Below are 26,104 nucleotides of genomic sequence, written 5' to 3' on the forward strand. Positions count from 1 at the left end.
CCGGGAGCCGGCGGTCAGGCGGGCTCGACGACGGTCAGTTCCCCGACCCGGCGTTCGATCAGCTCCCGGCACCCGGTGTCGATTCCGGAGTCGGTGATCAGAACGTCGGCCGCCTCCAGCGGAGCGATGCGCGCCAGTCCGACCACGTTCCACTTCGTGTGGTCGGCGAGCACCGCGACACGCCTGGCCGACCGGCACATCGCCCGGTTCGTGATCGCCTCCTCCAGGTTCGGCGTGCTGAAGCCGGCGGCGGCGCTCATGCCGTGCACGCCCATGAACAGCACGTCGACGTGGAGGGAGCTCAGCGCGGCGACGGCGAGCGGACCCACCAGGGCGTCGGAAGGCGTCCGGGCGCCCCCGGTGAGGACGACCGTCTGCTCCGTCCTCCGGTGGGCGCACAGAGTCTCCGCGACCTGGACGCTGTTGGTCACGACGGTGAGGTCCGGGACGTCGACGAGCCGCTGGGCGAGGGTCCAGGTCGTGGTGCCCGCGGTCAGGCCGACCGCCGCGCCCGGCACGGCCAGCCGGGCGGCCGCGGCCGCGATCGCCTCCTTGGCCGCGGTCTCCCGGGACTGCTTCTCCGCGAACTCCGGCTCCACGGAACCGCCGTACTCCGGTGTCGTCGCCCCGCCGTGGACCTTCTCCAGGTGACCCTGGCGGGCGAGTGCCTCCAGGTCTCGGCGGATCGTCACGTCGGACACGTCGAAGTGGCCCGTGAGCGCGCTCACCCGCACCGCGCCGTGCTGCCGGACCAACTCGGCGATCTTCTCCTGCCTCTGCCTGGCCAGCACGCCGTCATACCTCCGGCGACGTACCGGCGTGTTCCCGGACCACCAGGACCTCGCCCGCGCGTACCTCGGCCTTGCCGTCGACGGCCGTACCGCTCAGCAGGTCCACGCCCGCCGCGGGAACGGACACGTCGCGCGCGGTGTGGTTGATCACGAACAGGTACGAGGCGTCGGGCCCCCGCCTGCGCACCGCCTCGACCCCGGCCGGGACCTCCGCCGCGGCGGTGACCCCGGCCTCCTCGCAGACCCGGGCCAGGAACTCGCGCAGGCCGTCCGCGTCCGGGCGGGTCGCCACGTACCAGGACACGCCGTCGCCGTAGGAGTGTCGGGTGATCGCCGGGTGTCCGGCGACGGGACCGCCGCACGTCGGGTCGTCGGCGAACGACAGGAGTGTCTCGGCCCCGCGGGGTTCGACGAGTTCGCTCCACACCGTGGCCGTCGAGCCGTCGCCGAGCCGGACCGCCTCCGCCTCACGCAGCGGGAAGAACCCGTCCACTCGCACACCGAGCATGTCCCGGTAGGCACCGGGATACCCGCCGGCCCGGACATGGTCGTTCTCGTCGGTGACACCGCTGAAGAAGCCGACGGCAGCGTGCCCGCCGTCCCTGACGAAGGTTCCCAGAGATTCCGCGTCCGAGTCCGTCGTCAGACAGAGGCTGGGGACCAGCACCAGCCGGCGGCCGCTCAGCTCGCTTCCGGGATGGACGAGGTCGCAGGTGATACCCAGCGACCACAGCGCCTCGTACCAGTGGCGGACCAGGTCGAGGTAGCGCACGTCGCGCGAGGGGGTGGCGTCCATCTCCAGCGCCCACCACGCGTTCCAGTCGAAGAGGAGGGCCACGTCCGACTCGACGCGGCTGCCCCGTACCTCGGCCAGCGCCGCGAGGTCCCGGCCGAGGCCGGTGACCTCGCGCCACGTCGTGGTGTCCGTGCCGCCGTGGGGGAGCATCGCCGAATGCCACTTCTCGGCGCCGGCCGTCGACTGGCGCCACTGGAAGTACATGATGCCGTCCGCGCCACGCGCCAGATGCGCGAGGCTGTTGCGCCGCATCTGTCCCGGCGTCTTGGCGATGTTGCGGGGCTGCCAGTTGACCGCCGACGTGGAGTGCTCCATGAGTAGCCACGGTGCGCCCGCCCCCATGCCGCGCGCGAGGTCGGCGTCGAGGGACAGACCGATGTGTGCCTCCGGGTCCGCGGCGGTGAGGTACTGGTCCACCGACACGAAGTCGCACGCGTCGGCGAGTGCGAACCCGTCCACCTTCTTCTCCAGCGTCACCAGCAGGTTCGTGGTGAGCGGGGTGCCGGGCGCCAGACGGCGCACGATCTCGGCCTCCCGCCGGTGCAGTGCCAGGAGCGCGTCGGAGGAGAACCGCCAGTAGTCGAGCCGCTGGGTCGGATTGGCGACGGCGGTGGTGGCACGGGGCGGCATCACCTCCGCCCAGTCGCCGTACCGCTGGCTCCAGAACGCCGTGCCCCATGCCCTGTTCAGTCCGTCCAGATCTCCGTAGCGCTCCCGGAGCCAGACCCGGAACGCCTGCGCGCTGGTGTCGCAGAAGCAGTGCGCGTTGTGGTTGCCCCACTCGTTGTGGAGGTGCCACAACGCGAGCGCGGGATGGTCGCGGTAGCGGTCCACCAGCCGTTCGACGAGTCGCCCAGCGGCTTGCGCGTACGCCGGACTGCTGGGACAGAACGTCTGCCGTGAGCCGTGCCACAGCCGGACGCCGTCGGCGGTCATGGGGAGGGCTTCCGGGTGCCGCAACGAGAACCAGGGCGGCGGAGACGCGGTGGCGGTGGCGAGGTCGACCGCGATGCCGCCGGCGTGCAGCAGGTCCATGACCTCGTCGAAGAGCCCGAACTCGTACTCTCCCGGGCGGGGTTCGAGGAACGCCCACGAGAAGACACCGACGGTGACGAGGTTGACGCCGGCCTCCCGCATGAGGCGGACGTCCTCGTCCCACACGTCGCGCGGCCACTGCTCGGGGTTGTAGTCCCCGCCGTAGGCGATGCCGCCCAGCCGGTCGGAGAGCTGCTTGAGCGCGTCGTTCACGACTTCACCGCTCCCGCCGCGAGGCCGGCCTTCCAGTAGCGCTGCAGTACCAGGAAGGTGATGACGATCGGTACGACCGAGACCAGCGAGCCGGTGAGGCTGAGGATCTGCAGGGACGGGTCGCGGCTGACCTGGGACTGCCAGGTGAACAGGCCGAGGGTGACCGGGTAGAGACGGTCGTCCTGGAGCATCACCAGCGGCAGCAGGAAGTTGTTCCAGATGACGACGAACTGGAACAGGAAGATGGTGACCATGGCGGGCGACATCAGCCGCAGGGCCATGGTGAAGAAGGTCCGCAGCTCGCCGGATCCGTCGATCCGGGCGGCCTCCAGCAGTTCGTCGGGCACGGACGCGGCGGCGAAGATGCGCGAGAGATACACCCCGAACGGACTGACGATGCTGGGCAGGAAGACCGACCAGAACGTGTTGGTGCCGCCGACCTCGGCGAACAGCAGGAACAGCGGCAGGGCGAGCGCCGTCGCCGGGACCAGGACACCGCCGAGCACGACGGAGAACAGGAACTCCCGCCCGCGGAAGCGGTACTTGGCCAGCGCGTAGCCGGCCATGGCGGACAGCAGGGTGCCGACGGCCGCGCCCGCCCCCGCGTAGAGGAGGCTGTTGAACAGCCAGGGCAGGTAGATCCCGTCCTGCTTGTCGAACAGCGCCTTGAGGTTGTCGATCAGGTGGAAGTCCGAGAACCACAGGCCGAACGAGTCGACCAGGTCGCCCTGGCTCTTGGTGGCCGAGACGACGAGCCAGAACACGGGGAGCAGCATGTAGACGGCGATCACCGCCAGGAACGTGGTCGCGAGGACGACCGAGAGGCGGCTCTCCCGGGGGCCTCGGGCCTTCCCCTCCGTGGCCTGTCGGGGCGCGTGGGCGCCGGCGGTGTCGGTGAGGAGGCTCATGATTCAGCCTTTCGACCCGTGAGCTTGAGGAATCCGAAGGACAGGACGAACGTGGCCAGGGCCAGTGTCACCGACATGGCCGCGGCCTCGCTGTAGTTGTTCGCCGAGGCGAGCGAGTAGGCGGTCAGGTTCGGCGTGTAGGTGCTGGTGACGCTGGTGGAGATGGAGCGCAGCACCTGAGGTTCGGTGAACAGCTGAAGCGTGCCGATGATCGAGAAGACACCGGTCAGGATGAGGGCCGGGCGCAGGATCGGCACCTTGATCCGCCACGCGATTTTCGCCTCGCTCGCCCCGTCCATCCGGGCCGCCTCGTAGATGTCGGAGGGGATGGCCTGGAGAGCGGCGTAGATGATCAGCATGTTGTAGCCGGTGTACGTCCAGGTGACGATGTTGCCGATGGACCAGAGGATCATCCCCGAGCCGAGGAGGTCGGGCTCCGCCCCGACGTCGTTGAGCAGCTCGACGACGGGAGACAGCCGCGGGTCGTAGAGGAAGGCCCACATGAGGGCGGCGATCACACCGGGGATGCCGTAAGGAACGAAGTAGGCGATCCGGAAGAACCGCTTGAGCCGGGCCACGGTCGAGTCCAGCAGCAGCGCGAGCACCAGGGCCAGCAGCAGCATCACCGGGATCTGGACCAGCCCGAAGAGCAGCACGCGGCCCACGCTGTCGAGGAACTCCGCGTCGCCGAGAACCTCGGCGTACTGGTCGAGACCGGCGAACACCGTCGTCTTGTGACCGAAGGTGCCTCCGGTCCGCTCGGTCCGCAGCAGGCTCTGGTAGAACGCGTAGCCGACGGGCACCAGGGTGAACAGCACGAACGGCACGAAGAACGGCAGCAGGAACACGGCGGGCGCCCAGTTGCGCCTGCGGCGTCGGGGCATCGGTGCCGGGGTGGCTGCGGAGGGTGGCGCGGCTGTCGCCGCTGTCTGATCGGCGGTCATGTCGTGGCTACTTCCTGGGCTTCCTTGGCGAGGGACGCGGGGGCCGACGGCGGGCTGTCCCGCCCTGCCGTCGGCCCCGGGCTGTTACTTGGCGACCTTGAGGGACTGCTTCTCCAGGGAGTCCACCGTCTTGGTGTCCGCCTGCTTCAGTGCGTCCTTCAGCGTGCCCTTGCCTCCCAGGGCTCCGGCTATGCCGTCCCCCATGAAGCGGTAGGTGTCGGTCATCGTCGGACCGAAGGTCCAGTCCGTGTTCACGTTCTCGGCGGCCTCGGCGAAGGTGTCGAAGATTTTCTGGCCGCCGTAGAACGCCACGGGCTGCTGCAGGGCGTTCATCCGCAGACCGGAGGTGGCCGCCGGGTAGAGGCCGCCCTCACGGTTGAGGATCTCCAGCGCCTTGGGATCCGTGTTGAGCCACAGCGCGAACTTCGCGGCCTCGTAGGGGTGCTTGCTCTTGCCGAGCACCGCAGTCGTCGAGCCGCCCCAGTTTCCGGCCTTGTTCTCGCCCGCGGACCACTGGGGCATGGGCGCGACGCCCCACTTGCCGGCGGTGGCCTTGGCGTTGTCGCGGATGGTGCTGTAGCCCCAGGCGGCGCTCACCCAGGTCGCGACCTCGCCGCTGTTCCACGCCTTGTACAGCGCGGGTGAGAAGCCCTGGAGGTTGGTGGTGACCAGCTTCTCGTCGATCATCTTCTGCCAGTAGTCGGCCACTTCCTGGCCGGCCGGGCTGTCGACGTCGACCCGCCAGGTGTCACCGTCCTGCGCGAACATGTTCGCGCCCTTCTGCCACAGCAGTCCGGTGAACCAGTTCGGGTCGGTCTGTGAGAAATGCGTGATATAGGCCTTGCTGTCGGCCTTCTTCAGCTTCTTGGCCGCTTCGTAGTACTCGTCCCAGGTCTTCGGCACGGCTATGCCGTACTTCTCGAACAGGTCCTTGCGGTAGAACAGGGCCATCGGACCCGTGTCCTGCGGCACCGCCCAGACGCCGTCCTTGCCGTCGGCACCGAAGGTCACCTGGGACCACGTCCAGTCGGCGAAGTCGGCCTTGGCCTCCTTGACGCCCGCGCACGAGGCGATGTCGGTCAGACCGTCCTGGAGGCGGAAACTCGCCAGCGAGTCGTACTCGATCTGGCCGAGGTCGGGAGCGTTGCCCGCCTTCAGCGCGTTCGACATGTTCTGGTAGGTGCCGGCATTGCCGGCGGGCGTGGACTTGACGGTCACCTGGATGTCGGGGTTCTGGCGGTTCCACTCCGCCACGGCCTTGTCGACGCCAGGGATCCACGACCAGTACGACAGCTCGACCTTGCCCTCGCTCTTCTCGCACTTCGCCGCCTCGCCCGAGGCGTCGGCGTCGTCCGATCCGCCGCACGCCGCCGCGGTGGCGAGTACGGGAAGCACGGCGAGAGCCACCAGGGCTCTGCGCAGCGTGGGGCGTTGCGTCCGCAGTGACATGGCGTCTCCTCAGGTGTGTGCCGCCCTGCTACGTCCCTCGGAGGGGCGGCGTGGGCATACCCTGACCGTTAGCTGGCGGCAAAGTCAACACAGTCCCCCGGGAAATCACGGAATCAAACGCGAACCGTTATCGACGTTGTTCGCCTGCGTATCCGGCCCGCTGACCTGGGGTCGGTGACCTTGCCGACTGCGGGACGGGATTGTCGAACGTTGTCAGAAGGCACTTCCGTTAATGTGCTTCTGCGAATCGATTTCCCCGCGTCCCCGATTCCGAAGGCCACTTGGGGGGATGCCGTCGCGAATCGGGGGCGGCGAGTCCCGCGCCGACGCGCAGGCCGGTCGGCCTGGTCGAACGGTCGCGTCGGGTGGGTCCGGGCCGGCGTGGCGCCGGCGCGGGCGTGAGGGCGGTGGGTGGCGGCGAATGAGGGTTGCGAACAAAAAGAAACGAACCCTATGTTGCTTTCTGTTGACTGTTGAGGTCGGGGCTGGCATGCTGCCGCGACATCGGGGCTCTCGTCCAGGGGCGCACTCGTGTGCCGGGCTCCGGAGGTCCCTCTCCGGGGCCCGGGTGTCCCGGCGGTCGTCCCGCCGTGCCCCCGCGGCGCACAGCTGGGTGGAACGCGTCCCGTCCGGGGCGATGTGCGCCGGTGCCCGGGACGGTCGGCGACGGTGACGTTCAGCTGACGGCCGTCCAAGCGGACGACGGGTGCGACGGACCGGGCCGTCCCTCGCGGTGTCTGTGCCGCGCCGGCCGGTGCGCCCTTCGGCGTCTCAGGCCCTCACCCACGCCGGGAGCCCTACCCCCCACACGCCGCTCATCTCCGACGGCCTCCGACGGCCTCCGACGGCCCTCCAATGGCCCCACGACGGCCCTCCAACGGCTTACGCGCGGTGGTGGCCGGCGCAGGTGCCGCCCAGTGTCGAGAGCGCGGCCCTTCCCGAGAACGGAGCAGTTCCTTGCAGCAAGCAGCGCGCATCTCCCCTCAGGCCATGGAGGCGCTCTCGACGCCGGAACGGGTCGACACGCACCTCGGCCCTCTTGAGTTCCCGCTGGGCATGCCCACCTCGGAGACCGTCGACCGCGTCTACGACCGTCTGGACCATGTGCACGCCGTCCGCGGGTTCCTCGACGCGTACTGCGGCGTCAGCATGTGGGCGAGCCGCAAGGGCTTCCTCGAAGCGGGGATCAGGGACCACGACATCCCTGCTCTTCTCGGAGTTCATGGATCCCCACACGCTCGTGCTGACGGGGAACGCGGACACCGTCTACTTCGTGACCTTCCTCGACCTGACCGAGGGCCCGCTGGTGGTGGACATGCCGCCCCTCTCCCTCTGCTTCGTCAACGACATGTGGTACCGCTGGGTCGCGGATCCCGGCATGGCCGGACCGGATCGCGGGGAGGGCGGCAGATACCTCTTCGTACCGCCCGCCTACGACGGGCCTCTCCCGGAGGGAGGCTTCTTCACCCAGCGGATCCGCACCACACGGCTCCTCCTGGGCGGACGGGCGTTCCTGGAGAACGGCGACCCGAAGCCGGCGGCCGAGCGGATCAAGGAAGGCTTGCGCATCCACCGCTACGTCCCCGGGTTCTACGGAACCAGCATCGGGGAGATCGTCACGGGAGGCACGGCCCCGCCGCTGCCCTGGACCGCCGAGACGTGGACCGCCGCGCTCCGCAGGCCCGACCCGCCGCGCTTCGTCGACGGCTCCGGCCTGGCCGTCAACACGGTTCCGCCCGCGGACGCGACGTACTTCGACCTCGCGAGCGAACTCGTGCACGATCAGCCGGCCGAGGCGCTCGATCCCGAGATCGCCGGTTCTCTGGCGGCGATCGGGATCGTCAAGGGCCGGCCCTTCCAGCCCGACCCGCGGATGCGGGAGATCCTCACCGAGGCGGCCGCGGTGGGCAACGCGACGGCCCGTACCCTCGCGTGCCGCCCGCGCCCGGCCGAGGGGGCGCACTACTACGGGACGTCCCCCCAGTGGGTCAACGGCCTGCTCGTGTCCGGCTACGACTTCATGACACCGCCCGCGGACATCACCGACAGCGGCGTCGAGCCCCGCCCGGACGACGGCGCCCGGAAACTCAACCTGCGGTCCTGGTGGTCGTACCTGGGCGTGGGCATCAGCCCGGCGTTCACGGCGCCGCTGCCCGGCATCGGCTCGCAGTACCTGTTCGCGTTCGCCGACCGGGAGGACCGCACGCTCGACGGCGGCGAGCGCTACCGGCTGGTGCTCCCGCCGGACATCCCCGCCGGCCGGTTCTGGTCGGTCACCGTCTACGACAACCAGACGCGCTCGATGCTCGACACCCCGCAGCGCTTTCCCCGGGCAGGCAGCCAGGACTATCCGACCCCGGCGGCGGTCGCCGACGCGGACGGTACGACCACGGTGCACTTCGGGCCCGACCGGCCCGAGGGCGTGCCGGAGGGCAACTGGATCCAGACCACACCGGGCCGCGGGTGGTTCGCGGTCCTGCGCTTCTACACCCCCTGCGGCCGTTCTTCGACAAGACCTGGCGGCCGGGCGAGATCGAGGCAGTGGACTGACCTGGTGCGACGGTGCCACGAGGACACGCCGGCCCGGACGATGAGGTAGCCATGAGCACGACCCCCTTGGGGAGCTGGAACGACGGCGCCGCGAAGCGCGCGATCGTCGAGTTCGTGACGTCCGCGGCGACGGAAGGGACGCCGGGCTTCGTCGCACCGATGGACCGGATCGCCGTGTTCGACAACGACGGAACCCTGTGGGTCGAGAAGCCGGCGCCGGTGCAGATGCCCTTCGTCCTGGGAAAACTGGCCGCGCGGCTTGAGACCGACCCGTCGCTGGCCGATGAGCAGCCCTACCGGGCGCTCGCCGAGCGGGACGAGTCGTACCTCCGCGCGCTGAACGACCAGGACCCCGACGCCGTGACGTCGATGGTCGAGGCCGTCGGCTCGGCCTGGGAGGGCACCCCGTTCGGGGAGTTCGAGGCAGAGGCCACCCGCTACCTGGCGTCCTGGCGCCACGAACGCTTCGGCCTGCCCGCCACCGGCCTGGTCTACCGCCCGATGCTGGAACTGTTCGACTACCTCCGCGCACACGGCTGGCGCCTCTTCGTCTGCTCGGGTGGCGGACGCGACTTCATGCGGGTGATCTGCGAGGGCACCTGGGGCCTGCCTCGGGAGAACGTGATCGGCTCGGCCCCGGAGTTCGCCTACCGGGACGGCGAACTGATCCGCCAGGCAGTCCCGCACGGACCGATCGCGCTCGGACCCGGCAAACCGGAGGACGTCCTCGCCCGCACCGGCCGGCTGCCGGGCTTCGCGGCCGGAAACGACGACGTGGACGTCGAGTTGCTCCGGTCCGCACGATTCGCCCTGCTCGTCGTGCACGACGACGACGAACGGGAGTACGCGTACCAGGACAGCGCGCTGCGGGCCCGCGCTGAGGCCGAGCGGTCCGGCTGGACGACGGTCAGCGTGAAGAACGACTGGAAGACCGTGACGACCGGAAGACCGTGACGACCGGAAGACCGTGAAGACCGGAAGACCGTCCTGACGGAACGGCACGACTAGGAGGGACACCATGCCCCAAGTGAGCGACGGCGCCAGCCCCGGCACGTCGGCCGAGACCCTGGCCTCGATCAGTGTGCCGGACCGGGTGGAGACGGTCTTCGGCCCGCTGGAGTTCTTCGACGGCCTGCCCCTGCCCGACACGGTCACCCGCAGCTACGACGCGCTGGACCTGCTGCGCGGGATCGAGGTCTTCCTCAACTGCGTGCCCGGAGCCTCGATGGTGGCCATGCGGCGCGGCCTCGCCGGCCTCGGCATCGACTCCCACACCATCGGCTTCGCCTCCCCGCGCTGCAGTTCGGCACCGCTGGTGCTCACGGCGAACACGGAGACGACCTACGGGATGACCTACCTGGCGCTCGACCGGGACGGACCCACCGTGATCGAGGTACCGCCGAAGTCGCTGTGCTTCGTCAACGACCTGTGGCAGCGCTTCGTCACCGACATGGGCATGGCCGGACGCGACAAGGGAGAGGGAGGCAAGTACCTCTTCCTGCCGCCGGGTTACGACGGCGAGGTCCCCGACGGCTACCTCGTCACGCGGCAGAAGACCTACTCCTCCTGGGTACTGCTGCGTGCGCTGGGCGGCGAGGAGAGCCTGCTCCGGACACGGATCTACCCGCTGTCGGCCGCGGCGGACCCGCCCGAGCAGCGCTTCGTCAACTGGGCGGAATCCGACTTCAACGCCGTCCACGCGAACGACTTCTCCTTCTTCGAGGAGATCGACACCCTCGTTCAGGCGGAGCCGCCCGAGGCCCTCGATCCCGAGCGGGCCGGACAGCTCGCCGCGATCGGCATCGTGCCCGGCAAGCCTTTCCGGCCGGACGACCGGATGCGCTCGATCCTCGACACCGCCGCGCGGATCGCATCGAGCATGGTGCGGACGCTGGCCTTCAAGCCGCGCGACCCGAACTTCTACTACTACCCCGGCAGTTCGTGGAAGACCCCGTGGCCGTCGCGCAGCTACGAGTTCCAGTCGGCGGAGGGCGCCCGGCTGCTGGACGCCCGGGCGGTGTTCTACTACGTCGGGGCGGGCACCTCCCCGGCGATGGCGGCGGCGGCCCTCGGGACCGGATCGCAGTACGCCTACACGGCCGAGGACTCCACCGGCGCCTGGCTCGACGGCGGGCGCTCCTACACGCTCAGACTGCCGAGCGGCATCCCGGTGAAGGACTTCTGGGCCGTCAACGTCTATGACACGCAGACGCGTTCGATGCTGCGCACCGACCATCCGTACCCGAGCGTGAACAGCCTCTCGGACGACGTCCGGCCCGAGGACAACGGCGACACGGTCATCCACTTCGGCCCGACGGCGCCGCAGGGCAAGGAGGGCAACTGGGTCCAGACGGTCCCCGGCAAGGGATGGTTCATGATCCTCCGGCTCTACGGTCCGCTCGACAGCTGGTTCGACAAGAGCTGGCGACCGGGCGAGATCGAACCGGCGTGAGGTAGACGACCGTGGGCGAGGCGATCGGTCAGATTCTGTCCTACGGCGTCGGCGTGGCGCTGAGCCCGTTCCCGATCATCGGCGTGATCCTGATGCTCGCCACGCCCCGGGGGCGCATCAACGGACCGGCGCTGCTGCTGGGCTGGGTGCTGGGTCTGGCCCTGGTCGGCACGATCGTGCTGCTGGTCTCCGGCGGCGCGGACCCGAGCGACCAGGGGCAGCCCGCCGACTGGGTGAGCGCACTCGACCTGGCGATCGGCGTGCTGCTGCTGTGGGTGGCGGTGAAGGAGTGGCGCGACCGGCCGCGCGGCGACGAGGAGGTGGCGCTGCCGAAGTGGATGAAGACAGTCGACTCCTTCTCCCCGGCCAAGGCGGGAGCACTCGGGCTGGCGCTGTCGGCCGTCAACCCCAAGAACCTGCTGCTCACGATCGCCGCGGCGACGGCGATCGCGCGCTCGGGCGCCTCCGCGGGCGCGCAGGCCGTGGCACTCGCGGTCTTCGTGGTCATCGGGGCGCTCGGGACGGGCACACCGGTCGTGCTCTACTTCGCCCTCAAGGAGCGCTCGAAACACATCCTCGACGGCCTCAAGTCCTGGATGGAGAAGAACAACTCGGCCATCATGGCCGTGCTCTGCCTGATCCTCGCCGCGAAGCTGATCGGCCAGGCCGTCAGCGACCTGTCGTCCTGAAGGCGGGAGGGCGGACATGGGTGGACTGTTCCCGTCGCTGCGAGGGTACCGGCGACAGTGGCTGGGGCGGGACGCGCTGGCCGGGGCGACGGGATGGGCGGTGCTCGTGCCCGAGGCGCTCGCCTACGCGACGATCGCCGGCGTCTCACCCGTCGTCGGCCTCTACGCCGCGCCCGCGGCCCTGATCCTCTACGCCGCGTTCGGCAGCTCCAGGCACCTGATCGTCGGGCCGATGGCGGCGACCGCGGCACTCTCGGCGGCCATCGTCGGTGAGGCCGCGGGCGGTTCGAGCGCGAGCTTCTCGGCGCTGACCGCGGCACTGGCCCTCACGGTGGGCGTCGCGGCGCTCCTCGCCGGGCTGCTGCGCCTCGGCTTCCTCGCCGGCTTCATCTCGGAGCCCGTGCTGAAGGGCTTCATCGTGGGCCTGGCCCTGACGATCATCGCGGGCCAGCTGCCGAAGCTGTTCGGCGTCGAGGGCGACTCGGGAAACTTCTTCGAGAGGCTCTGGGGCCTGATCGCGGACCTCGGCGGCACCAGCGTCTCCACCTTCCTGGTCGGTGCCCTGAGCCTGCTGCTGATCCTCGTCCTCAAGCGGCTCGCCCCGGCGGTGCCCGGCTCGCTGATCGCGGTGGTGCTGGGGGTCGCGGCGGCAACGGCCTTCGACCTGGAGGACCATCGCGTCGACGTGGTCGGCGGCATCGAGGCGGGCCTGCCGTCCTACGGCTTCCCCGACGTCTCGCTCGACGACCTCGGTGCCCTCGCCGCCGGAACCGTCGGCGTGCTGCTCGTCGCCTTCGCCGAGGGACTCGGGGCGGCGAAGACCTACTCCGCCCGGGACCACTACCAGATCGACGCCGACCGCGAGTTGATCGGACTGGGGGCCGCCGGTCTGGGCGCCGGTCTGTCCAGCGGTATGGTCGTCAACGGGAGCCTCTCCAAGACGGCCGTCAACTGGTCGGCGGGCGCGCGCACCCAGCTCTCCGGGATCGTCGTCGCCGCCCTGACCCTGATCACGCTCCTCTTCCTCACCGGCCTGTTCGAACAGCTCCCCGAGGCCGTGCTCGCGGCGGTGGTGATCGCGGCGGTCGTCGAACTGGTCGACATCCCCTCGCTGGTCGCCCTCCACCACGTCTTCACCCGCAGGCTCGGCCAGGCGTACGGCGTCGCCGCGCGGCCCGACTTCCTCGCCGCGGTCGCCGCGATGCTCGGAGTGATGGCCTTCGACACGCTGCCCGGGCTCTTCATCGGCATCGGCGCCTCGTTGCTCCTGCTCCTGTACCGCTCCTCGCGCCCGGTCGTGAGCGAGCTGGGGCAGCTGCCCGGCGACGGACACTTCGCGGCGCTCGACAGGCACGCCGAGAGCCGCCGGGTCCCGGGGGTGATCGTGCTGCGGGTCGAGTCCGGTATCTACTTCGCCAACGCCGAACGGATCGAGTCCAGGGTTCGGGCGGCCGCCGCACACGAGGAGGTGACGGCCGTCGTGATCGACGCGGAGACAGTTCCCTTCGTCGACGTGAGCGCCGTGCGGATGCTCGACGACCTGGCCGAGGAACTCGAGGCCCGCGGAACCCGGCTCCTGCTCGCCCGCGACGTGGGCCAGGTGCGGGACGTCCTGCGCACCGCCGCGGCCAGGGCGGAGCTGATGCGCGTCTATCCCACCGTGCGGGCGGCGGTCGAGGCGGCCGTGGCCGACCGCCCCTGACGCATCGTGGCGACCACGGGAAGACCGCCAGCCCCGAGGAGGAGCACGGCACCACACACGATGAGGCGGAGCCGGGTGGGACGGTCGGCCGGTAGCGGCCGGGCGGCGTGACGGTGCCGCCCGGGCGGCGGTTGGGGGACGTCACCGCCGCGCGCGGACTGCACGTGCCCGACGCGGTGCGGCACCGGCCGTCCGACGGTCCGCGTCGGTCCCGTCGGACACGGGGTCCACCATGAACGCCGCGGACGCGGCGGCTCCGGCTGTGGGGGCGGTGAGCGCCGCCTACGCGGCGAGGACGGCGGCGGGTCCCGCCGGGCCGCCTCGCGAGAGCCGGGACGCCGCGCGGTGCCGGGTCACTCGGCGGCGGCGAGCAGCCGGGCCTCGCTCTCCTCGTAGAGCTGCCGGGTCTGCCGGCTGCCCGCGGCGCGGCGCCGGTGGTCCAGACGGCTGCCGAGCCAGCCCGCCAGGTAGCCGAACGGGATCGAGACCAGTCCGGTGGACTGCATGGGGAACCAGTGGAAGTCGGAGTGCGGGAAGACCGCGGACGGCGTGCCCGAGACGGCCTTGGAGAAGACCATCAGCACCACCGCGCAGGCCGTACCACCGTAGAGGGAAGCGAGCAGGCCCGTACGCGTGAAGCCCTTCCAGAACAAGGAGTAGGTCAGCGCGGGAGCCACCGCGGACGCCCCGATGCAGACGGCCAGCGTGGTCAGCACGCCGACGTCCCAGTCCTGGACCATGGTCGAGAGCCCGATGGCCACCGTTCCCACGGCCACGCTCGTCCACGCCGCCACCGTCATCTCCGTACGCGGCTTCCCCTGCCCCCGCCGCACCGCGTGGGCGAACAGGTCGTGGGCGAGCGACGAGGCCGCGGCCAGGGTCATGCCCGCGACCGAGGACAGCAGGGTGATGAACACCATCCCCGCCACGGCCGAGTAGAGAATCGTCACGCCCGCGGAGTCGGGTGCCCCGCCAAGCACCTGCGACAGCATGAGCAGCGCGGTCCTGCCGTGCGGGTCGGCCGCGGTGATGGACCGCGATCCCACGAGCGCCGCCGCGCCGGTCCCCACGATGATCACGAGGAGGCAGAAGGTGGTGACCGTGCCGACCGCCCACGACATCGAGCGACGCACGGCCGGCACGTCCTGCGCGGAGTACAGACGCATGGTGATGTGCGGCAGGCAGGCCACGCCGAGGACCACGGTGATCTGCAGACCGACGAAGTCCAGCCGGTCCACGGCCGAGGTGCCCAGCTGAAGTCCCTGCTGGAGGAAGGCGGGGCCCGCGCCGCTGCCGTGTTGGGCGGCCCTGAGCACCTCCCCGGGGTTCCAGTCGAAGCGGTTCAGGACCAGCGCGGCGACGACGACGCTGACGCCGAGGAGAATGACGATCTTGATCATCTGCAGGAGGGCGGTGCCTCGCATGCCGCCCAGCGCCGCGTAAATGATCATCAGGCTGCCCACGATGACGATGCACGCGGTCCGGGCACCCTCCCCGTGCGGGATGTCCAGGATGAAGGTGAGCAGCGACCCGGCCCCGGAGAGCTGGACGACCAGGAAGGGCACGGTCGCCGAAAGCGTCACCAGGCAGGCGGCGACGCGCACGGCCCGGTCACGCCCGGGCAGGGTGCGGACCAGGACGTCGCCCATGGTGAACCGGCCGGCGTTGCGCAGGGGTTCCGCCAGCAGGAACATCAGCAGCACCAGGGAGAGCGCCGTGCTGACCGCTAGGACATAACCGTCGTATCCGGTGAGCGCGATGATGCCGGTGGTGCTCAGCACCGTGGCCGCGGAGATGTAGTCGCCGGCGATGGCCAGGCCGTTCTTGACCGGGGTGAGCGAGAGGTAGCCGGTATAGAAGTTCGTCAGGTCGTCGCGCTCCGGTCCCGCCACCACGCAGATCAGCAGCGTGACGGTGACCAGCGCGGTGAACAGGACGAGGACGGTGGCCTGGGTCCCGGAGTCGACGGTGTTCATCTCGCCACGCCCGCGACCCGGCCGCCCGGCCGCTCCCTGACCAAGGCGGCCAACGGATCCACCGAGCGCCGAGCACTGCGCCCGTACCAGAGGACCGCCCAGAAGGTGACGACGAGCTGCAGGACCCCCAGGGCCATCCCCAGGCTCAGCTCCCCGGCGATCCTGGATCCCATCAGGCCCGGCGCGCAGCAGGACAGCACCACGTAGACCACGAACGAGCCGAGCGCGGTGAACGTGGAGACGCGGCGGAGCACACGGTAGGCCGAGCGGAGGGCGACCAGGTCGCCGCCGTGCCGCTCGTGGGCGTACGGCTCCTGCGGGGCGGCCGTTCCGTACCTGCCGTACGGGGAGTCGCCGTGCCCGTCACCGTCGTCGCGCAGCGCAGGGGTGCCGTATCCGGACGCGGAGGGCTGCCGCCCCGGGAGCCGCCCGTACGACTCGTGCCGAGGGACATGGCCGGACGGCCCGGTCCGCGGCTGTGTCCGTTCCGGCGATGCCGGCTGCGGGTACCACCCGTCTTCGGGATATGTCATCGCGAGGCCTTCCGATGCTGCGGGGACCGTGGGGGCTTGGGGGAACGTGGCGGCGCACGATACCGACCGGTTGGAATGCCTGGTAAGCCAGTCGAGCGTCACGTTTCGAACTCGAGACCGCATTCGGACGGCGGGGGTGGCCGGCGGTCCGAGGGCCTCCGAACCATAGGCGTGCGGCGGCCGGAGCGGTCTGTGGCGAATATCACCACAACTGACGTACCTACTGGTCGGTATGGTCGCAGGGAGCCGCGACGACAGGAGGCGCCATGTCTGCCACCAACCGCCAGATCCGTCTGGCAGCCCGCCCCGTGGGCCAGGTGAAACCCGAGGACTGGGAGCACACCGAGGGGCCCGTGGACGAACCGGGCCCGGGCCACTTCGCGGGCCGGACCCGCGTCATCTCCCTGGACCCGGCCATGCGGGGCTGGCTGGACGACCGTCCCTCCTACCTGCCCCCGGTGGGCATCGGTGAGGTCATGCGCGCCGGATCGGTCGTCGAGGTCACGGCATCCGACCACCCCGACTTCCAGCCGGGCGACCACGTGGTCGGCACCTTCGGTGTCCAGGAGTACGTGGTCTCCGACGGTCGGGGCGCGATGAAGATCGACACCTCCCTCGCTCCGCCCTCGACCTATCTCGGCGCGCTGGGCATGCCCGGCATGACCGCCTACTTCGGCCTGCTGGACGTCGGGGCACTGCGCGACGGTGAGACGGTCGTGGTGTCGGGGGCGGCCGGAGCGGTCGGCAGCATCGCGGGTCAGATCGCGAAGGCCAGGGGCTGCCGGGTCGTCGGCATCGCCGGCGGGCCGGAGAAGTGCGCCCTGCTCACCGGTGAACTGGGCTTCGACGCGGCGGTCGACTACCGTGCCGAGGATGTCAGGAAGGCGCTGCGGCAGCACGCTCCCGACGGCATCGACGTCTACTTCGACAACGTGGGCGGCGACATCCTCGACGCCGCCCTGACCCGGCTGGCCATGCACGCGCGCGTCGTGGTCTGCGGCGCGATCAGCCAGTACAACAACGCCTCCCCGGTCAAGGGACCCGCCAACTATCTCTCGCTGCTGGTGCGCCGCGCCCGCATGGAGGGCTTCGTCGTCTTCGACTACGCCAAGCGCTACGCGGAGGCCGCGAAGGAGATCTCCGGCTGGATCGGCGCCGGCCGCGTCAAGGTCAAGGAGCACGTGGTGCGGGGCACGGTGGACGACTTCCCCGAGACGCTGCAGATGCTCTTCCGCGGTGAGAACGTCGGCAAGCTCGTCCTGGAGCTGGCGTGACGGCCGTCGGCGGCGGGGCCGGGCTCCGCGGCAAGGTGGCGATCGTCACCGGCGGCGCCAGCGGGCTGGGCCGGGCCACGGCGCTGGCGCTGGCGAAGGCGGGGGCGCGGGTCGTGGTCGCGGACCTCGATGCGCAGGGCGGCCGCGAGGTGGCCGAGACGATCGACGGCCACTTCCGTGCCTGCGACGTCTCCGACCTCGACGCCAACCGCGCGCTGGTGGACTTCGCCCAGGAACGCTACGGCGGTGTCGACATCGCGTTCCTCAACGCCGGCGTGGCCACCGGATGCGGCATCGGCGACGACTTCGACCCGGCACGCTACCGGCGGGCGATGGGCGCCAATCTGGACGGCGTGGTCTTCGGTACGCACGCGGTGCTGCCCGCCCTGCGGGCACGCGGCGGAGGCTCGATCGTGGCGACCGCCTCCCTGGCCGGTCTGGCGGCGGTGCCGCTCGATCCCCTGTACGCGGCCAACAAGCACGCGGTCGTGGGCCTCGCCCGCTCCCTGGGCCCGGCCCTCGCCCCGGACAACGTGCGTTTCAACGCGGTCTGCCCGGGGTTCGCCGAGTCGCGCATCATCGACCACCTGCGCGGCATGCTCTCCGAGCAGGGGCTGCCGGTCATCCCGGCCGAACTCGTGGCGGACACGGTGCTGCGGATCGCCACCGGGGAGGGCACGGGGGAGTGCTGGTTCATCCAGCCCGGTCGCGACCCGGAGCCGTTCCGGTTCCGCAACGTGCCCGGTCCGGGCAGGCCCGCCGGCGTCTGAGCGTCGTACATCCCGACGACGTGCCCCATGGTGCCGGGCGGCTCACGCTCTCAGGTGAGCTGCCCGGCCGTGGCCGTTCCCGGGCCGTCCTCGACCAGCCGTCCGGCTGACCTCGCACCCTTCGCGGAAAGGCATGTCACGATGAACACCTCCGACCCCACCCACCACGCCTCCGCCGTCCCGCCGGTGGATCACCGCGCGGCGGTCGCGGCTCAGACCGCACGGCTCGTCGCCACGGTCAGGGACGCCGACCTGGCCACCGCGGTGCCCCACTGCCCCGGCTGGACCCTGGCCGACCTGGTGAAGCACACGGGCAGTGTCCAGCGCTGGTTCTCGGTGCTGCTGCGCACGCGCATCCAGGAACCCCCGCGCACGCGTGAGGTGGACCTGCGGCTTCCCCAGGGGGAGGACGGATACGCCGACTGGCTGGCCGAGAGCGCGCTCGTGGCCGCCGAGGCCTTCGCGGCCACCGACCCTGACCTGCCGATGTGGGCGTGGGGCGTGGACCAGCACGCCCGATTCTGGGCCCGCCGCATGCTCTTCGAGACGCTGCTGCACCGGGCCGACGCCGAACTCGCCCTCGGCCTGCGGCCCGCCATCGACCGTTCCCTCGCCGTCGACGGGATCGACGAGTTCCTCGTCAACCTGCCCTTCGCCACCTTCTTCGCTCCCAAGGTGGCCGAGCTGCGCGGCCCCGACAGGACCATCCGCTTCAGCACGACCGACGGCGACGACACCTGGCTCGTTCGCCTGCGGCCCGACGGCTTCGGCCTGGATTCGGCCGACGCGACCGCGGACACCGCTGACGCGACCGTCCGGGGCACCGCGGCCGATCTGCTCCTGCTCGTCTACGGCCGCCTTCCTCACCGCGCCGAGCCCCTGGCCCACGAGGGCGACGAGCACCTGCTGACCCACTGGTTCGCCAACTCCGCCTTCTGAACGGCGGGCGTGCGGCCCGGCTGATCCGGGCCGCACCACCGCACCCGCGAGCGGCTGCTCATGAGCTGCCGCGCCACCTGTACGGGGCCCACGGGCCGGCCATGACACGCCGAGGGCCCGCCGGTGCGAGGTCCGAGGGGCGGGCGACGCCCGAACCGCACATGCGCCAGGTGAACCCGAGCCCCGTATCCGCCCTGCCGCACCGACCGGCTGCTCCTCAGCGGTGGCCCCTGCTACGGCGAGGTGGGCGGATGCGGGCTGCGGAGCACGAGCAGGGTGATCTCGCTGGGGGCGAAGACACGGAACGGCGGGCCCCAGAAGCCGGTGCCGCGGCTCGTGTAGAGGAGGGTGCGGGTGCCGTGGTGGCTGAGGCCGGCCAGGGCCGGCTGGTCGATGCGGACGAGGTGGTGGAAGGGCCAGATCTGGCCGCCGTGGGTGTGGCCGGAGAGCTGGAGGTCGATGCCGGCGGCCGCCGCCCGGTCGACGAACTTGGGCTGGTGCGCCAGGAGCAGGACGGGCAGGTCGGGGTCGGCGCCGTTCAGGGCTCCGGCGAGGTGGGCGCGGTGGCCGGCCAGTCCGGAGGACTCGGCGGTGACGTCGTCCACGCCGGCGACCACGAGGGTGTCGCCTCCGCGTTCCAGCAGCAGGTGGCGGTTGCGCAGCGGCTCCCAGCCCAGCTCGTCCATCAGGTCGACCCAGCCCTGGGCCTCGCTGTAGTACTCGTGGTTGCCGGTGACGTACACACGGGCCCGGGTGGCCCGCACGGTACCGAGCGGTGCCGCCTGGGCCCGTCGGCGTTCGGCCGTGCCGTCCGCGATGTCCCCGGTGTGGCAGACCAGGTCGGCCTCCAGGGTGTTCACCGTCTCGCACACCCGTGCCGACCAGCGGGCCCGGTCGATCGGGCCGTAGTGGGTGTCGGTGATGAGGACGACGCGGGTGCCGTCGAGCCCGGCACCCAGCCGGGGGAGCGGCACGTCGAGTCGGCGCACGCGTGGCACGCGGCGGGCCTCGGCGTACCCCCAGGCGAGCAGCACGGCGGTGGTACCGAGTACGGCCCAGGTGACGATGCGGGCCCGGTCCTGGCTCTCGCCGACGCCGGCCGCGGTCAGGACGAGCCGCACGAGCACGCCGAGCAGAACGGACCAGGTGAACAGGACCCAGCTGGTGCCCAGCAGGGTGCCACCGACGATCGCCGCCCGGTCCCGCTGGCGCCGGCCGTGGCCGCGCGCCATCGCCAGCGGCATACCGACGAGGCCGACGACGAACAGGAGGGTGCCGGTCAGTGTGACGGGCAGCGGCCAGTGCTGGCCGCCGTACAGGAGCACCCAGCACGGCGTGGCCCACAGCAGGACGGGGGCGATCAGGGGGAGGTAGCGCAGCAGGCGGAGCAGCCTGCTGCGCCGCGGCGTCCGCGCCTCACCCTCGGCGGTCCGGGTGTTGCTGGTGGCGGTCACGTTCTCCCCTCCCCGGCCGGTCTGCCGTTGCGGGCACTGTATCCGGTCGCCCCCGGGGCGGCCGGACCGGCGTCCACGGGCGCGAGCCCTCGGGGCGATGCGCTGGGCGGGCGGTTCGTGCGGGCCGCCCGTGGTGGCCGGGGAGCCCGCTCGCCGGGGCGGAGCGACGTTCTTCCCGCTCTTCGAGTCGCCTTCTCCCCGCTCTTCGAGCCGCCCGCCCGCCGACTGTGGAGCGAAGCCCGCCCCTCCTCGCGGCGGGCGTACCCGCGTGCGTGAGGGCAGAGCCCGCCCGCAGGAGGCGCGAAACCGTGCGGCGCGCGCCCCCGGCGTGCCCGCCCGCCCCGTCGTCCCCTCGTCGCGGCCGGCCAGAGCGCGGGGCGAGGGCCGCCGGAGCGGACGAACACGAGTGTCGCATTCTATTGGGCGATATGGGCTATTTCTGGCTCTTGTGACGTCATGTGGCGTTCTGGGGGCTTAGCGTGGTCGCGGAAGAGAAGCGCGCCGGGCCCAGTCCCGTGCCACCAACCCGGATTCGAGGTGTCGCCGCGTGCGCGGGTGTGGAATCCAGCGGGCTCCGGGCAGGAACGTGCGTACCGCGCGGCAGCGGTGGCTCAGGGCTCTTGCCGCACTGCCGCTGCTGGCGTCCCCGCTCGCCGCGTGCGGCGGCGGTGAGGGCTCCGGCCCGGTCACCGTCAACTGGTACAACTTCCCCGACGACTCCGGCGCCCTGCAGAAGGCGGCCGACCGGTGCGGTCAGCAGTCCGGCGGGCGCTACCGGATCGTCTACCACAAGCTTCCGCGCGCCGCCGACGGCCAGCGCCAGCAACTCGTCCGCCGGCTCGCCGCCGAGGACGACTCGATGGACGTCCTCGGCCTCGACGTCACCTGGCCCGCCGAGTTCGCCGAGGCACGCTGGATCCGCGAGTGGACGGGCCGCAACAAGCAGCAGGCCACCGAGGGCACCTTGCGCGTCCCCCTCCAGACGGCGACCTGGGAGGGCAAGCTCTACGCCGTCCCGTACAACACCAACACGCAGCTGCTGTGGTACCGCAAGGACCTGGTGCCCACTCCGCCCAGGACCTGGGCGGAGATGCTGGACACGGCCCGCCGGCTGGCCCAGCAGGGCAAGCCCCACTACGTGGAGATCCAGGGCGCCCAGTACGAGGGGCTCACCGTCTGGTTCAACACGATGGTCAGCAGCGCGGGCGGATCCATCCTCAACCCGAGCGCCACCGAGCCCTCCCTCGGCCCGCCCGCCGTACGGGCCGCCTCCGTCATGCGCGACATGGCGAACTCCCCGGCCGCCGACCCCTCCCTGTCCAACCAGATGGAGGACCAGAACCGGCTGGCCATGGAGTCGGGCGTGGCGGCGTTCGAACTCAACTACCCGTTCGTCTATCCGTCGATGAAGGCGAACAACCCGCAGCTGTTCAAGAACTTCGCCTGGGCCCCCTACCCCCGCGTCGACGCCGACCGGCCGTCACGGCCCACCATCGGCGGCATCGACCTGGCGGTCAGCGCCTACTCGCGCCACCCCGACCTGTCCTTCGAAGCAGCCCTGTGCCTGCGCGACCGGCAGAACCAGCTCACCGCGGCACTGGAGGGCGGTCTGCCGCCGACCTTGCGGGCCCTGTACGACGAAGCGTCGTTCGTCAAGGAGTACCCGTTCGCCCAAGAGGTGCTCGACGCCCTGCAGTCGGCGAGTGTCCGCCCGATCACCCCGGCCTACCAGAACGTGTCGATCGTGATCTCCCACGCGCTCTCCCCACCCTCCGCGATCAAACCGAAGAGCACGGTCGCCACCATCAGCAGCCAGATCGACGATGCCCTGCAATCCAAGGGTGTGATCCCGTGAACCGCCACCGTCCCCGATCCGCCGCCGGCCGGAACCCTCGTGCGCCACGCCCGCACCGAGGTGGTCCGAGATGAGCACGCAAGCCCCGTCGGAAGCGGGCCCACCGCCCGCCGAGCAGCAGCAGGGGGAGGACCGCAAGGCCCTGTCGGAGGGCGCCCGGCAGGAGCGGCGGCTCGGCTGGCTGCTCTGCGCCCCGGCCGTGATCGTCATGCTCGCGGTGACCGCCTACCCCATCGGGTACGCCGTCTACCTCTCCCTCCAGCGCTACGACCTGCGCTTCCCGGGGCAGGCGGAGTTCGTCGGGCTGAGCAACTACGGCATCGTGCTGTCCTCCCCGTACTGGTGGGACGCCTTCTGGGTGACGGTGTTCATCACGGGCGTCTCCGTCGCCGTCGAACTGGTCCTCGGTATGGGGCTCGCCCTCGTCATGCACCGGACGATCTTCTGGCGCGGCGCCGTCCGCACCTCGGTGCTCATCCCGTACGGAATCGTCACGGTGGTCGCCGCATACTCCTGGCAGTACGCCTGGACCCCCCAACTCGGCTATCTCGCCGGGCTGCTGCCCAGCGGCAGCGCCCCGCTGACCGAGCAGTGGCCCGCCCTGTGGCTGATCGTCCTCGCCGAGGTGTGGAAGACCACGCCGTTCATGGCGCTGCTGCTCCTCGCGGGCCTCGCCCTGGTGCCCGAGGAGACCCTGCGGGCGGCCATGGTGGACGGCGCCTCCCCCTGGCAGCGCTTCACCAAGGTGATGCTGCCCCTGATGAAACCGGCGATCCTGGTGGCACTGCTCTTCCGTACGCTCGACGCGTTCCGGATCTTCGACAACATCTACATCCTCACCTCGGGCGCGCACGGCACCGGGTCCGTGTCGATCCTCGGCTACGACAACCTGTTCACCGCCCTGAACCTGGGCATCGGATCGACGATCTCGGTGCTGATCTTCATCTGCGTCGCGATCATCGCGTTCGCGTTCGTCAAACTGTTCGGTGCGGCGGCACCCGGCGCGGAGGTGAAGCGCTGATGGCAGCCGTCGGAAGGACGCACGCCGTCCGATGGGGCGTCCTGAACGTCGCGGTGGTGCTGTACGCCCTGTTCCCGGTGTGGTGGATCATCGCCCTTTCCTTCAAGGACCCGAGCACGCTCACCGACGGGTACTACATCCCCAGGCAGTGGACCTGGGAGAACTACCGGGGCATCTTCCAGACCAGCGAGTTCACCCGCGCGCTGATCAACTCGATCGGTATCGCCCTGATCTCCACGACGATCGCCGTCGTGCTGGGCACCATGGCCGCCTACGCGGTCGCCAGGCTCAGGTTCCCCGGCAAGGGGCTCCTCATCGGCATGTCGCTGCTGATCGCCATGTTCCCGCCGATCTCCCTGGTCTCGCCGCTGTTCAACATCGAGCGCATCCTGGGGATCTTCGACACCTGGATCGGCCTGATCATCCCCTACATGACCTTCTCGCTGCCGCTGGCCATCTACACCCTGTCGGCGTTCTTCCGGGAGATCCCCTGGGACCTGGAGAAGGCCGCCAAGGTCGACGGGGCCACCCCGGCGCAGGCGTTCCGGCTGGTCATCGCCCCGCTGGCGGCGCCAGGCGTGTTCACCACGGCCATCCTGGTGTTCATCTTCTGCTGGAACGACTTCCTCTTCGCGATCTCGCTGACCTCCACCAACCGCGCCCGGACCGTGCCGGCCGCGATCGCGTTCTTCACCGGCAGTTCGCAGTTCGAGCAACCCACGGGGTCGATCGCCGCGGCCGCCGTGGTGATCACCGTTCCGATCATCATCTTCGTCCTGTTCTTCCAGCGGCGGATCGTCGCCGGACTGACCTCCGGGGCGGTCAAGGGGTGACCGGCCCCCGGGCGGCGGGCCCGCCGTGGACCCGCCACCCCCGATGGCGCACCCCTGAACCGGAAGCTGTGAAGACAAGGAGGCACCACCCATGGCCGAGATCGTCCTCTCGGGAGTCACCAAGCGTTTTCCCGACGGATCCCTCGCCGTGCAGGACGTGGACCTCGACATCGCCGACGGCGAGTTCGTGATCCTGGTCGGTCCGTCCGGATGCGGCAAGTCCACCACCCTGAACATGATCGCGGGCCTGGAGGACATCACCGACGGCACCCTGAGAATCGGCGACCGGGTGGTGAACGACCTTCCGCCGAAGGACCGCGACGTGGCGATGGTGTTCCAGAGCTACGCCCTGTACCCGCACCTGAGCGTCCGAGAGAACATGGGCTTCCCGCTGCGGCTGGCCAAGGTGGACAAGGCGACCATCAACCGCAAGGTCGAGGAGGCCGCGCGGGTCCTGGACCTGAGCGAGTTCCTCGACCGCAGGCCGGCCGCCCTGTCCGGCGGCCAGCGGCAGCGCGTGGCGATGGGGCGGGCGATCGTCCGCGACCCGAAGGCGTTCCTGATGGACGAGCCGCTGTCCAACCTGGACGCCAAGCTCCGCGTCCAGATGCGCACCCAGATCGCCCGCCTGCAACGGCGCCTGGGGACCACCACCGTGTACGTCACCCACGACCAGACCGAGGCGATGACCCTCGGCGACCGCGTCGTCGTCATGAGGCTGGGAGTCGTCCAGCAGGTGGGAACGCCCGCACAGCTCTACGACCTCCCGCGCAACCTCTTCGTCGCCGGCTTCATCGGCTCCCCGGCGATGAACTTCCTCAACGCGACCTTCGAGGGGAGCACCCTGCGCTCCGCCCTAGGGGAACTCCCTCTGGACGACCGGACCAGGCAGGCACTGGAGCGGCAGAACGCACCCCGCGAGGTCATCGTCGGCCTGCGTCCCGAGGCCTTCGAGGACGCGGCCCTGGCGCACGACGCCCACGGCCCGGTCATCACCGCCACCATCGACGTGCTGGAGTCCCTGGGCTCCGACGTGTACGTCTACTTCACCCAGGAGGGCGGCCCCGCGCGGAGCGCCGAACTGGAGGAGCTCGCGACCGACTCGGGTCTCAGGGACACCGGGGCCGGCGACGTCCAGCAGGTCGTCGCCCGCCTGGACGCCGCCACGCGTGCGCGGGAGGGCCGGCCGCTGGAGATGCGGGTCGACATGAGCAAGGCCCATGTGTTCGACCCGAGGACCGGCTCCAACCTCTCCCACCCGGCGAACGCCGGCTGACGAACCGCACCGGGGCGGGCCGTCCCCGCTGCTGGGGCGGCTCCGCGTCCGGCCAACCGCGGAGCCGCCCCGCGGCCGTGTCTCACGGGGTCCCCGCATGCGGCTCGGCGTCGATCTCGGCGATCAGGGCCTCGACGCGGGTCCTGATCTCGTCGCGGATGGGGCGTACGGACGCGACGCCCTTGCCGGCGGGGTCCTCGAGAGCCCAGTCGAGGTACTTCTTGCCGGGGAAGACCGGGCAGGCGTCGCCGCACCCCATCGTGATCACGTAGTCCGACGCCTGGACGGCCTCGGTGGTGAGGACCTTCGGCTCGGCGGCGGAGATGTCGATGCCGACTTCCTTCATCGCCTCGACCGCCGCGGGGTTCACCTGGTCGCCGGGGAGGGAGCCGGCGGAGCGGACCTCGACGCGGTCGCCCGCGAGGTGGGAGAGGAAACCGGCGGCCATCTGCGAGCGGCCGGCGTTGTGCACGCAGACGAACAGCACGGAGGCGAGCGGGGCGGAGGGCATGTGTTCTTCCTTGTCGAGGGGAGGGGCAGGCGGCGCGGGGGCTCGGATGCCCGGCCGGCCGGCGGGCAAGTCGGTGGTGCGGCGGTCGATGCCGCTGCGGATGTGGCGGGTGACCGCGGTCGGGGCGCGGTCT

At 70.8% G+C, this 26,104-nt stretch carries 21 protein-coding genes; 12 read left to right on the forward strand and 9 right to left on the reverse strand.

Annotated elements, in window-relative coordinates; all coding sequences use genetic code 11:
- Positions 1 to 14: 14 nt before the first annotated feature.
- From AC3ET3_RS28300 to AC3ET3_RS28320, 5 genes are all read right to left on the reverse strand, one after another.
- The gene (locus AC3ET3_RS28300; RefSeq protein WP_432136227.1) at positions 15 to 791 is read right to left on the reverse strand and encodes a DeoR/GlpR family DNA-binding transcription regulator; all 777 of its coding nucleotides are present in this window, start codon (positions 789 to 791) and stop codon (positions 15 to 17) included.
- Between the two features lie 4 nt (positions 792 to 795).
- Positions 796 to 2,835 carry a beta-galactosidase gene (locus AC3ET3_RS28305; RefSeq protein ID WP_435613115.1) on the reverse strand — a complete coding sequence of 680 codons (2,040 nt, stop codon included), beginning with the start codon at positions 2,833 to 2,835 and terminating at the stop codon, positions 796 to 798.
- Positions 2,832 to 3,743, reverse strand: coding sequence for a carbohydrate ABC transporter permease (locus tag AC3ET3_RS28310; protein ID WP_435613116.1), 912 nt, complete (start codon positions 3,741 to 3,743; stop codon positions 2,832 to 2,834). Before AC3ET3_RS28310 ends, AC3ET3_RS28305 begins: the two co-directional genes overlap by 4 nt.
- Positions 3,740 to 4,687, reverse strand: a complete 948-nt coding sequence (locus tag AC3ET3_RS28315) for a carbohydrate ABC transporter permease (protein WP_432136230.1) — start codon at positions 4,685 to 4,687, stop codon at positions 3,740 to 3,742. Before AC3ET3_RS28315 ends, AC3ET3_RS28310 begins: the two co-directional genes overlap by 4 nt.
- 84 nt (positions 4,688 to 4,771) lie before the next feature.
- On the reverse strand, positions 4,772 to 6,136 hold the full coding sequence (locus tag AC3ET3_RS28320; protein ID WP_432136231.1) for an ABC transporter substrate-binding protein: 1,365 nt from the start codon (positions 6,134 to 6,136) through the stop codon (positions 4,772 to 4,774).
- Positions 6,137 to 7,358: 1,222 nt separating this feature from the next.
- Here AC3ET3_RS28320 and AC3ET3_RS28325 point away from each other — a divergent pair.
- The 5 genes from AC3ET3_RS28325 (at position 7,359) to AC3ET3_RS28345 (ending at position 13,529) form a co-directional block, all read left to right on the forward strand.
- The gene (locus tag AC3ET3_RS28325; RefSeq protein ID WP_435613117.1) at positions 7,359 to 8,735 is read left to right on the forward strand and encodes a DUF1214 domain-containing protein; all 1,377 of its coding nucleotides are present in this window, start codon (positions 7,359 to 7,361) and stop codon (positions 8,733 to 8,735) included.
- Positions 8,736 to 8,737: 2 nt separating this feature from the next.
- Positions 8,738 to 9,640, forward strand: coding sequence for an HAD family hydrolase (locus AC3ET3_RS28330; RefSeq protein ID WP_435613118.1), 903 nt, complete (start codon positions 8,738 to 8,740; stop codon positions 9,638 to 9,640).
- Between the two features lie 64 nt (positions 9,641 to 9,704).
- The gene (locus AC3ET3_RS28335; protein ID WP_435613119.1) at positions 9,705 to 11,138 is read left to right on the forward strand and encodes a DUF1254 domain-containing protein; all 1,434 of its coding nucleotides are present in this window, start codon (positions 9,705 to 9,707) and stop codon (positions 11,136 to 11,138) included.
- A gap of 11 nt (positions 11,139 to 11,149) precedes the next feature.
- Positions 11,150 to 11,827, forward strand: coding sequence for a GAP family protein (locus tag AC3ET3_RS28340; protein WP_435613120.1), 678 nt, complete (start codon positions 11,150 to 11,152; stop codon positions 11,825 to 11,827).
- Positions 11,828 to 11,843: 16 nt separating this feature from the next.
- Entirely contained in the window at positions 11,844 to 13,529 is a 1,686-nt protein-coding gene (locus tag AC3ET3_RS28345; protein WP_435613121.1) for a SulP family inorganic anion transporter, read from the forward strand.
- 353 nt (positions 13,530 to 13,882) lie between these two features.
- On the opposite strand, the gene AC3ET3_RS28350 is transcribed toward AC3ET3_RS28345, so the two are convergent.
- Together AC3ET3_RS28350 and AC3ET3_RS28355 are read right to left on the reverse strand one after the other, a co-directional pair.
- Positions 13,883 to 15,505, reverse strand: coding sequence for a sodium/solute symporter (locus AC3ET3_RS28350; RefSeq protein ID WP_432140102.1), 1,623 nt, complete (start codon positions 15,503 to 15,505; stop codon positions 13,883 to 13,885).
- On the reverse strand, positions 15,502 to 16,038 hold the full coding sequence (locus AC3ET3_RS28355; RefSeq protein WP_432140103.1) for a DUF485 domain-containing protein: 537 nt from the start codon (positions 16,036 to 16,038) through the stop codon (positions 15,502 to 15,504). Before AC3ET3_RS28355 ends, AC3ET3_RS28350 begins: the two co-directional genes overlap by 4 nt.
- Positions 16,039 to 16,304: 266 nt before the next feature.
- Here AC3ET3_RS28355 and AC3ET3_RS28360 point away from each other — a divergent pair, with 266 nt between their 5' ends.
- The 3 genes from AC3ET3_RS28360 to AC3ET3_RS28370 all read left to right on the forward strand — a co-directional run bounded on the left by AC3ET3_RS28360 (position 16,305) and on the right by AC3ET3_RS28370 (position 19,021).
- Entirely contained in the window at positions 16,305 to 17,312 is a 1,008-nt protein-coding gene (locus tag AC3ET3_RS28360; RefSeq protein ID WP_432140104.1) for an NADP-dependent oxidoreductase, read from the forward strand.
- Positions 17,309 to 18,082 (forward strand): SDR family NAD(P)-dependent oxidoreductase, encoded by a 774-nt coding sequence (locus AC3ET3_RS28365; protein WP_432140105.1) that lies wholly within the window; start codon positions 17,309 to 17,311, stop codon positions 18,080 to 18,082. The genes AC3ET3_RS28360 and AC3ET3_RS28365 overlap by 4 nt, the downstream gene beginning before the upstream one ends.
- A gap of 141 nt (positions 18,083 to 18,223) precedes the next feature.
- Positions 18,224 to 19,021: a maleylpyruvate isomerase family mycothiol-dependent enzyme gene (locus tag AC3ET3_RS28370; RefSeq protein ID WP_435613122.1), complete on the forward strand. Its 798-nt coding sequence runs from the start codon at positions 18,224 to 18,226 to the stop codon at positions 19,019 to 19,021.
- A gap of 233 nt (positions 19,022 to 19,254) precedes the next feature.
- On the opposite strand, the gene AC3ET3_RS28375 is transcribed toward AC3ET3_RS28370, so the two are convergent.
- Positions 19,255 to 20,475 (reverse strand): metallophosphoesterase, encoded by a 1,221-nt coding sequence (locus AC3ET3_RS28375; RefSeq protein WP_435613123.1) that lies wholly within the window; start codon positions 20,473 to 20,475, stop codon positions 19,255 to 19,257.
- 586 nt (positions 20,476 to 21,061) lie between these two features.
- Between AC3ET3_RS28375 and AC3ET3_RS28380 the strand changes: the two genes are divergently transcribed.
- The 4 genes from AC3ET3_RS28380 to AC3ET3_RS28395 all read left to right on the forward strand — a co-directional run bounded on the left by AC3ET3_RS28380 (position 21,062) and on the right by AC3ET3_RS28395 (position 25,460).
- The gene (locus tag AC3ET3_RS28380) at positions 21,062 to 22,330 is read left to right on the forward strand and encodes an ABC transporter substrate-binding protein (protein WP_432136789.1); all 1,269 of its coding nucleotides are present in this window, start codon (positions 21,062 to 21,064) and stop codon (positions 22,328 to 22,330) included.
- 70 nt (positions 22,331 to 22,400) lie between these two features.
- Positions 22,401 to 23,351, forward strand: coding sequence for a carbohydrate ABC transporter permease (locus AC3ET3_RS28385; RefSeq protein WP_432136788.1), 951 nt, complete (start codon positions 22,401 to 22,403; stop codon positions 23,349 to 23,351).
- Positions 23,351 to 24,184 (forward strand): carbohydrate ABC transporter permease, encoded by an 834-nt coding sequence (locus tag AC3ET3_RS28390; RefSeq protein WP_432136787.1) that lies wholly within the window; start codon positions 23,351 to 23,353, stop codon positions 24,182 to 24,184. Before AC3ET3_RS28385 ends, AC3ET3_RS28390 begins: the two co-directional genes overlap by 1 nt.
- A 91-nt stretch (positions 24,185 to 24,275) precedes the next feature.
- The gene (locus AC3ET3_RS28395; RefSeq protein ID WP_432155358.1) at positions 24,276 to 25,460 is read left to right on the forward strand and encodes an ABC transporter ATP-binding protein; all 1,185 of its coding nucleotides are present in this window, start codon (positions 24,276 to 24,278) and stop codon (positions 25,458 to 25,460) included.
- A gap of 82 nt (positions 25,461 to 25,542) precedes the next feature.
- On the opposite strand, the gene AC3ET3_RS28400 is transcribed toward AC3ET3_RS28395, so the two are convergent.
- Entirely contained in the window at positions 25,543 to 25,971 is a 429-nt protein-coding gene (locus tag AC3ET3_RS28400; protein WP_432136785.1) for an arsenate reductase ArsC, read from the reverse strand.
- Positions 25,972 to 26,104: the final 133 nt, after the last annotated feature.

The sequence above is a fragment of the Streptomyces sp. bgisy159 genome (assembly GCF_057707805.1).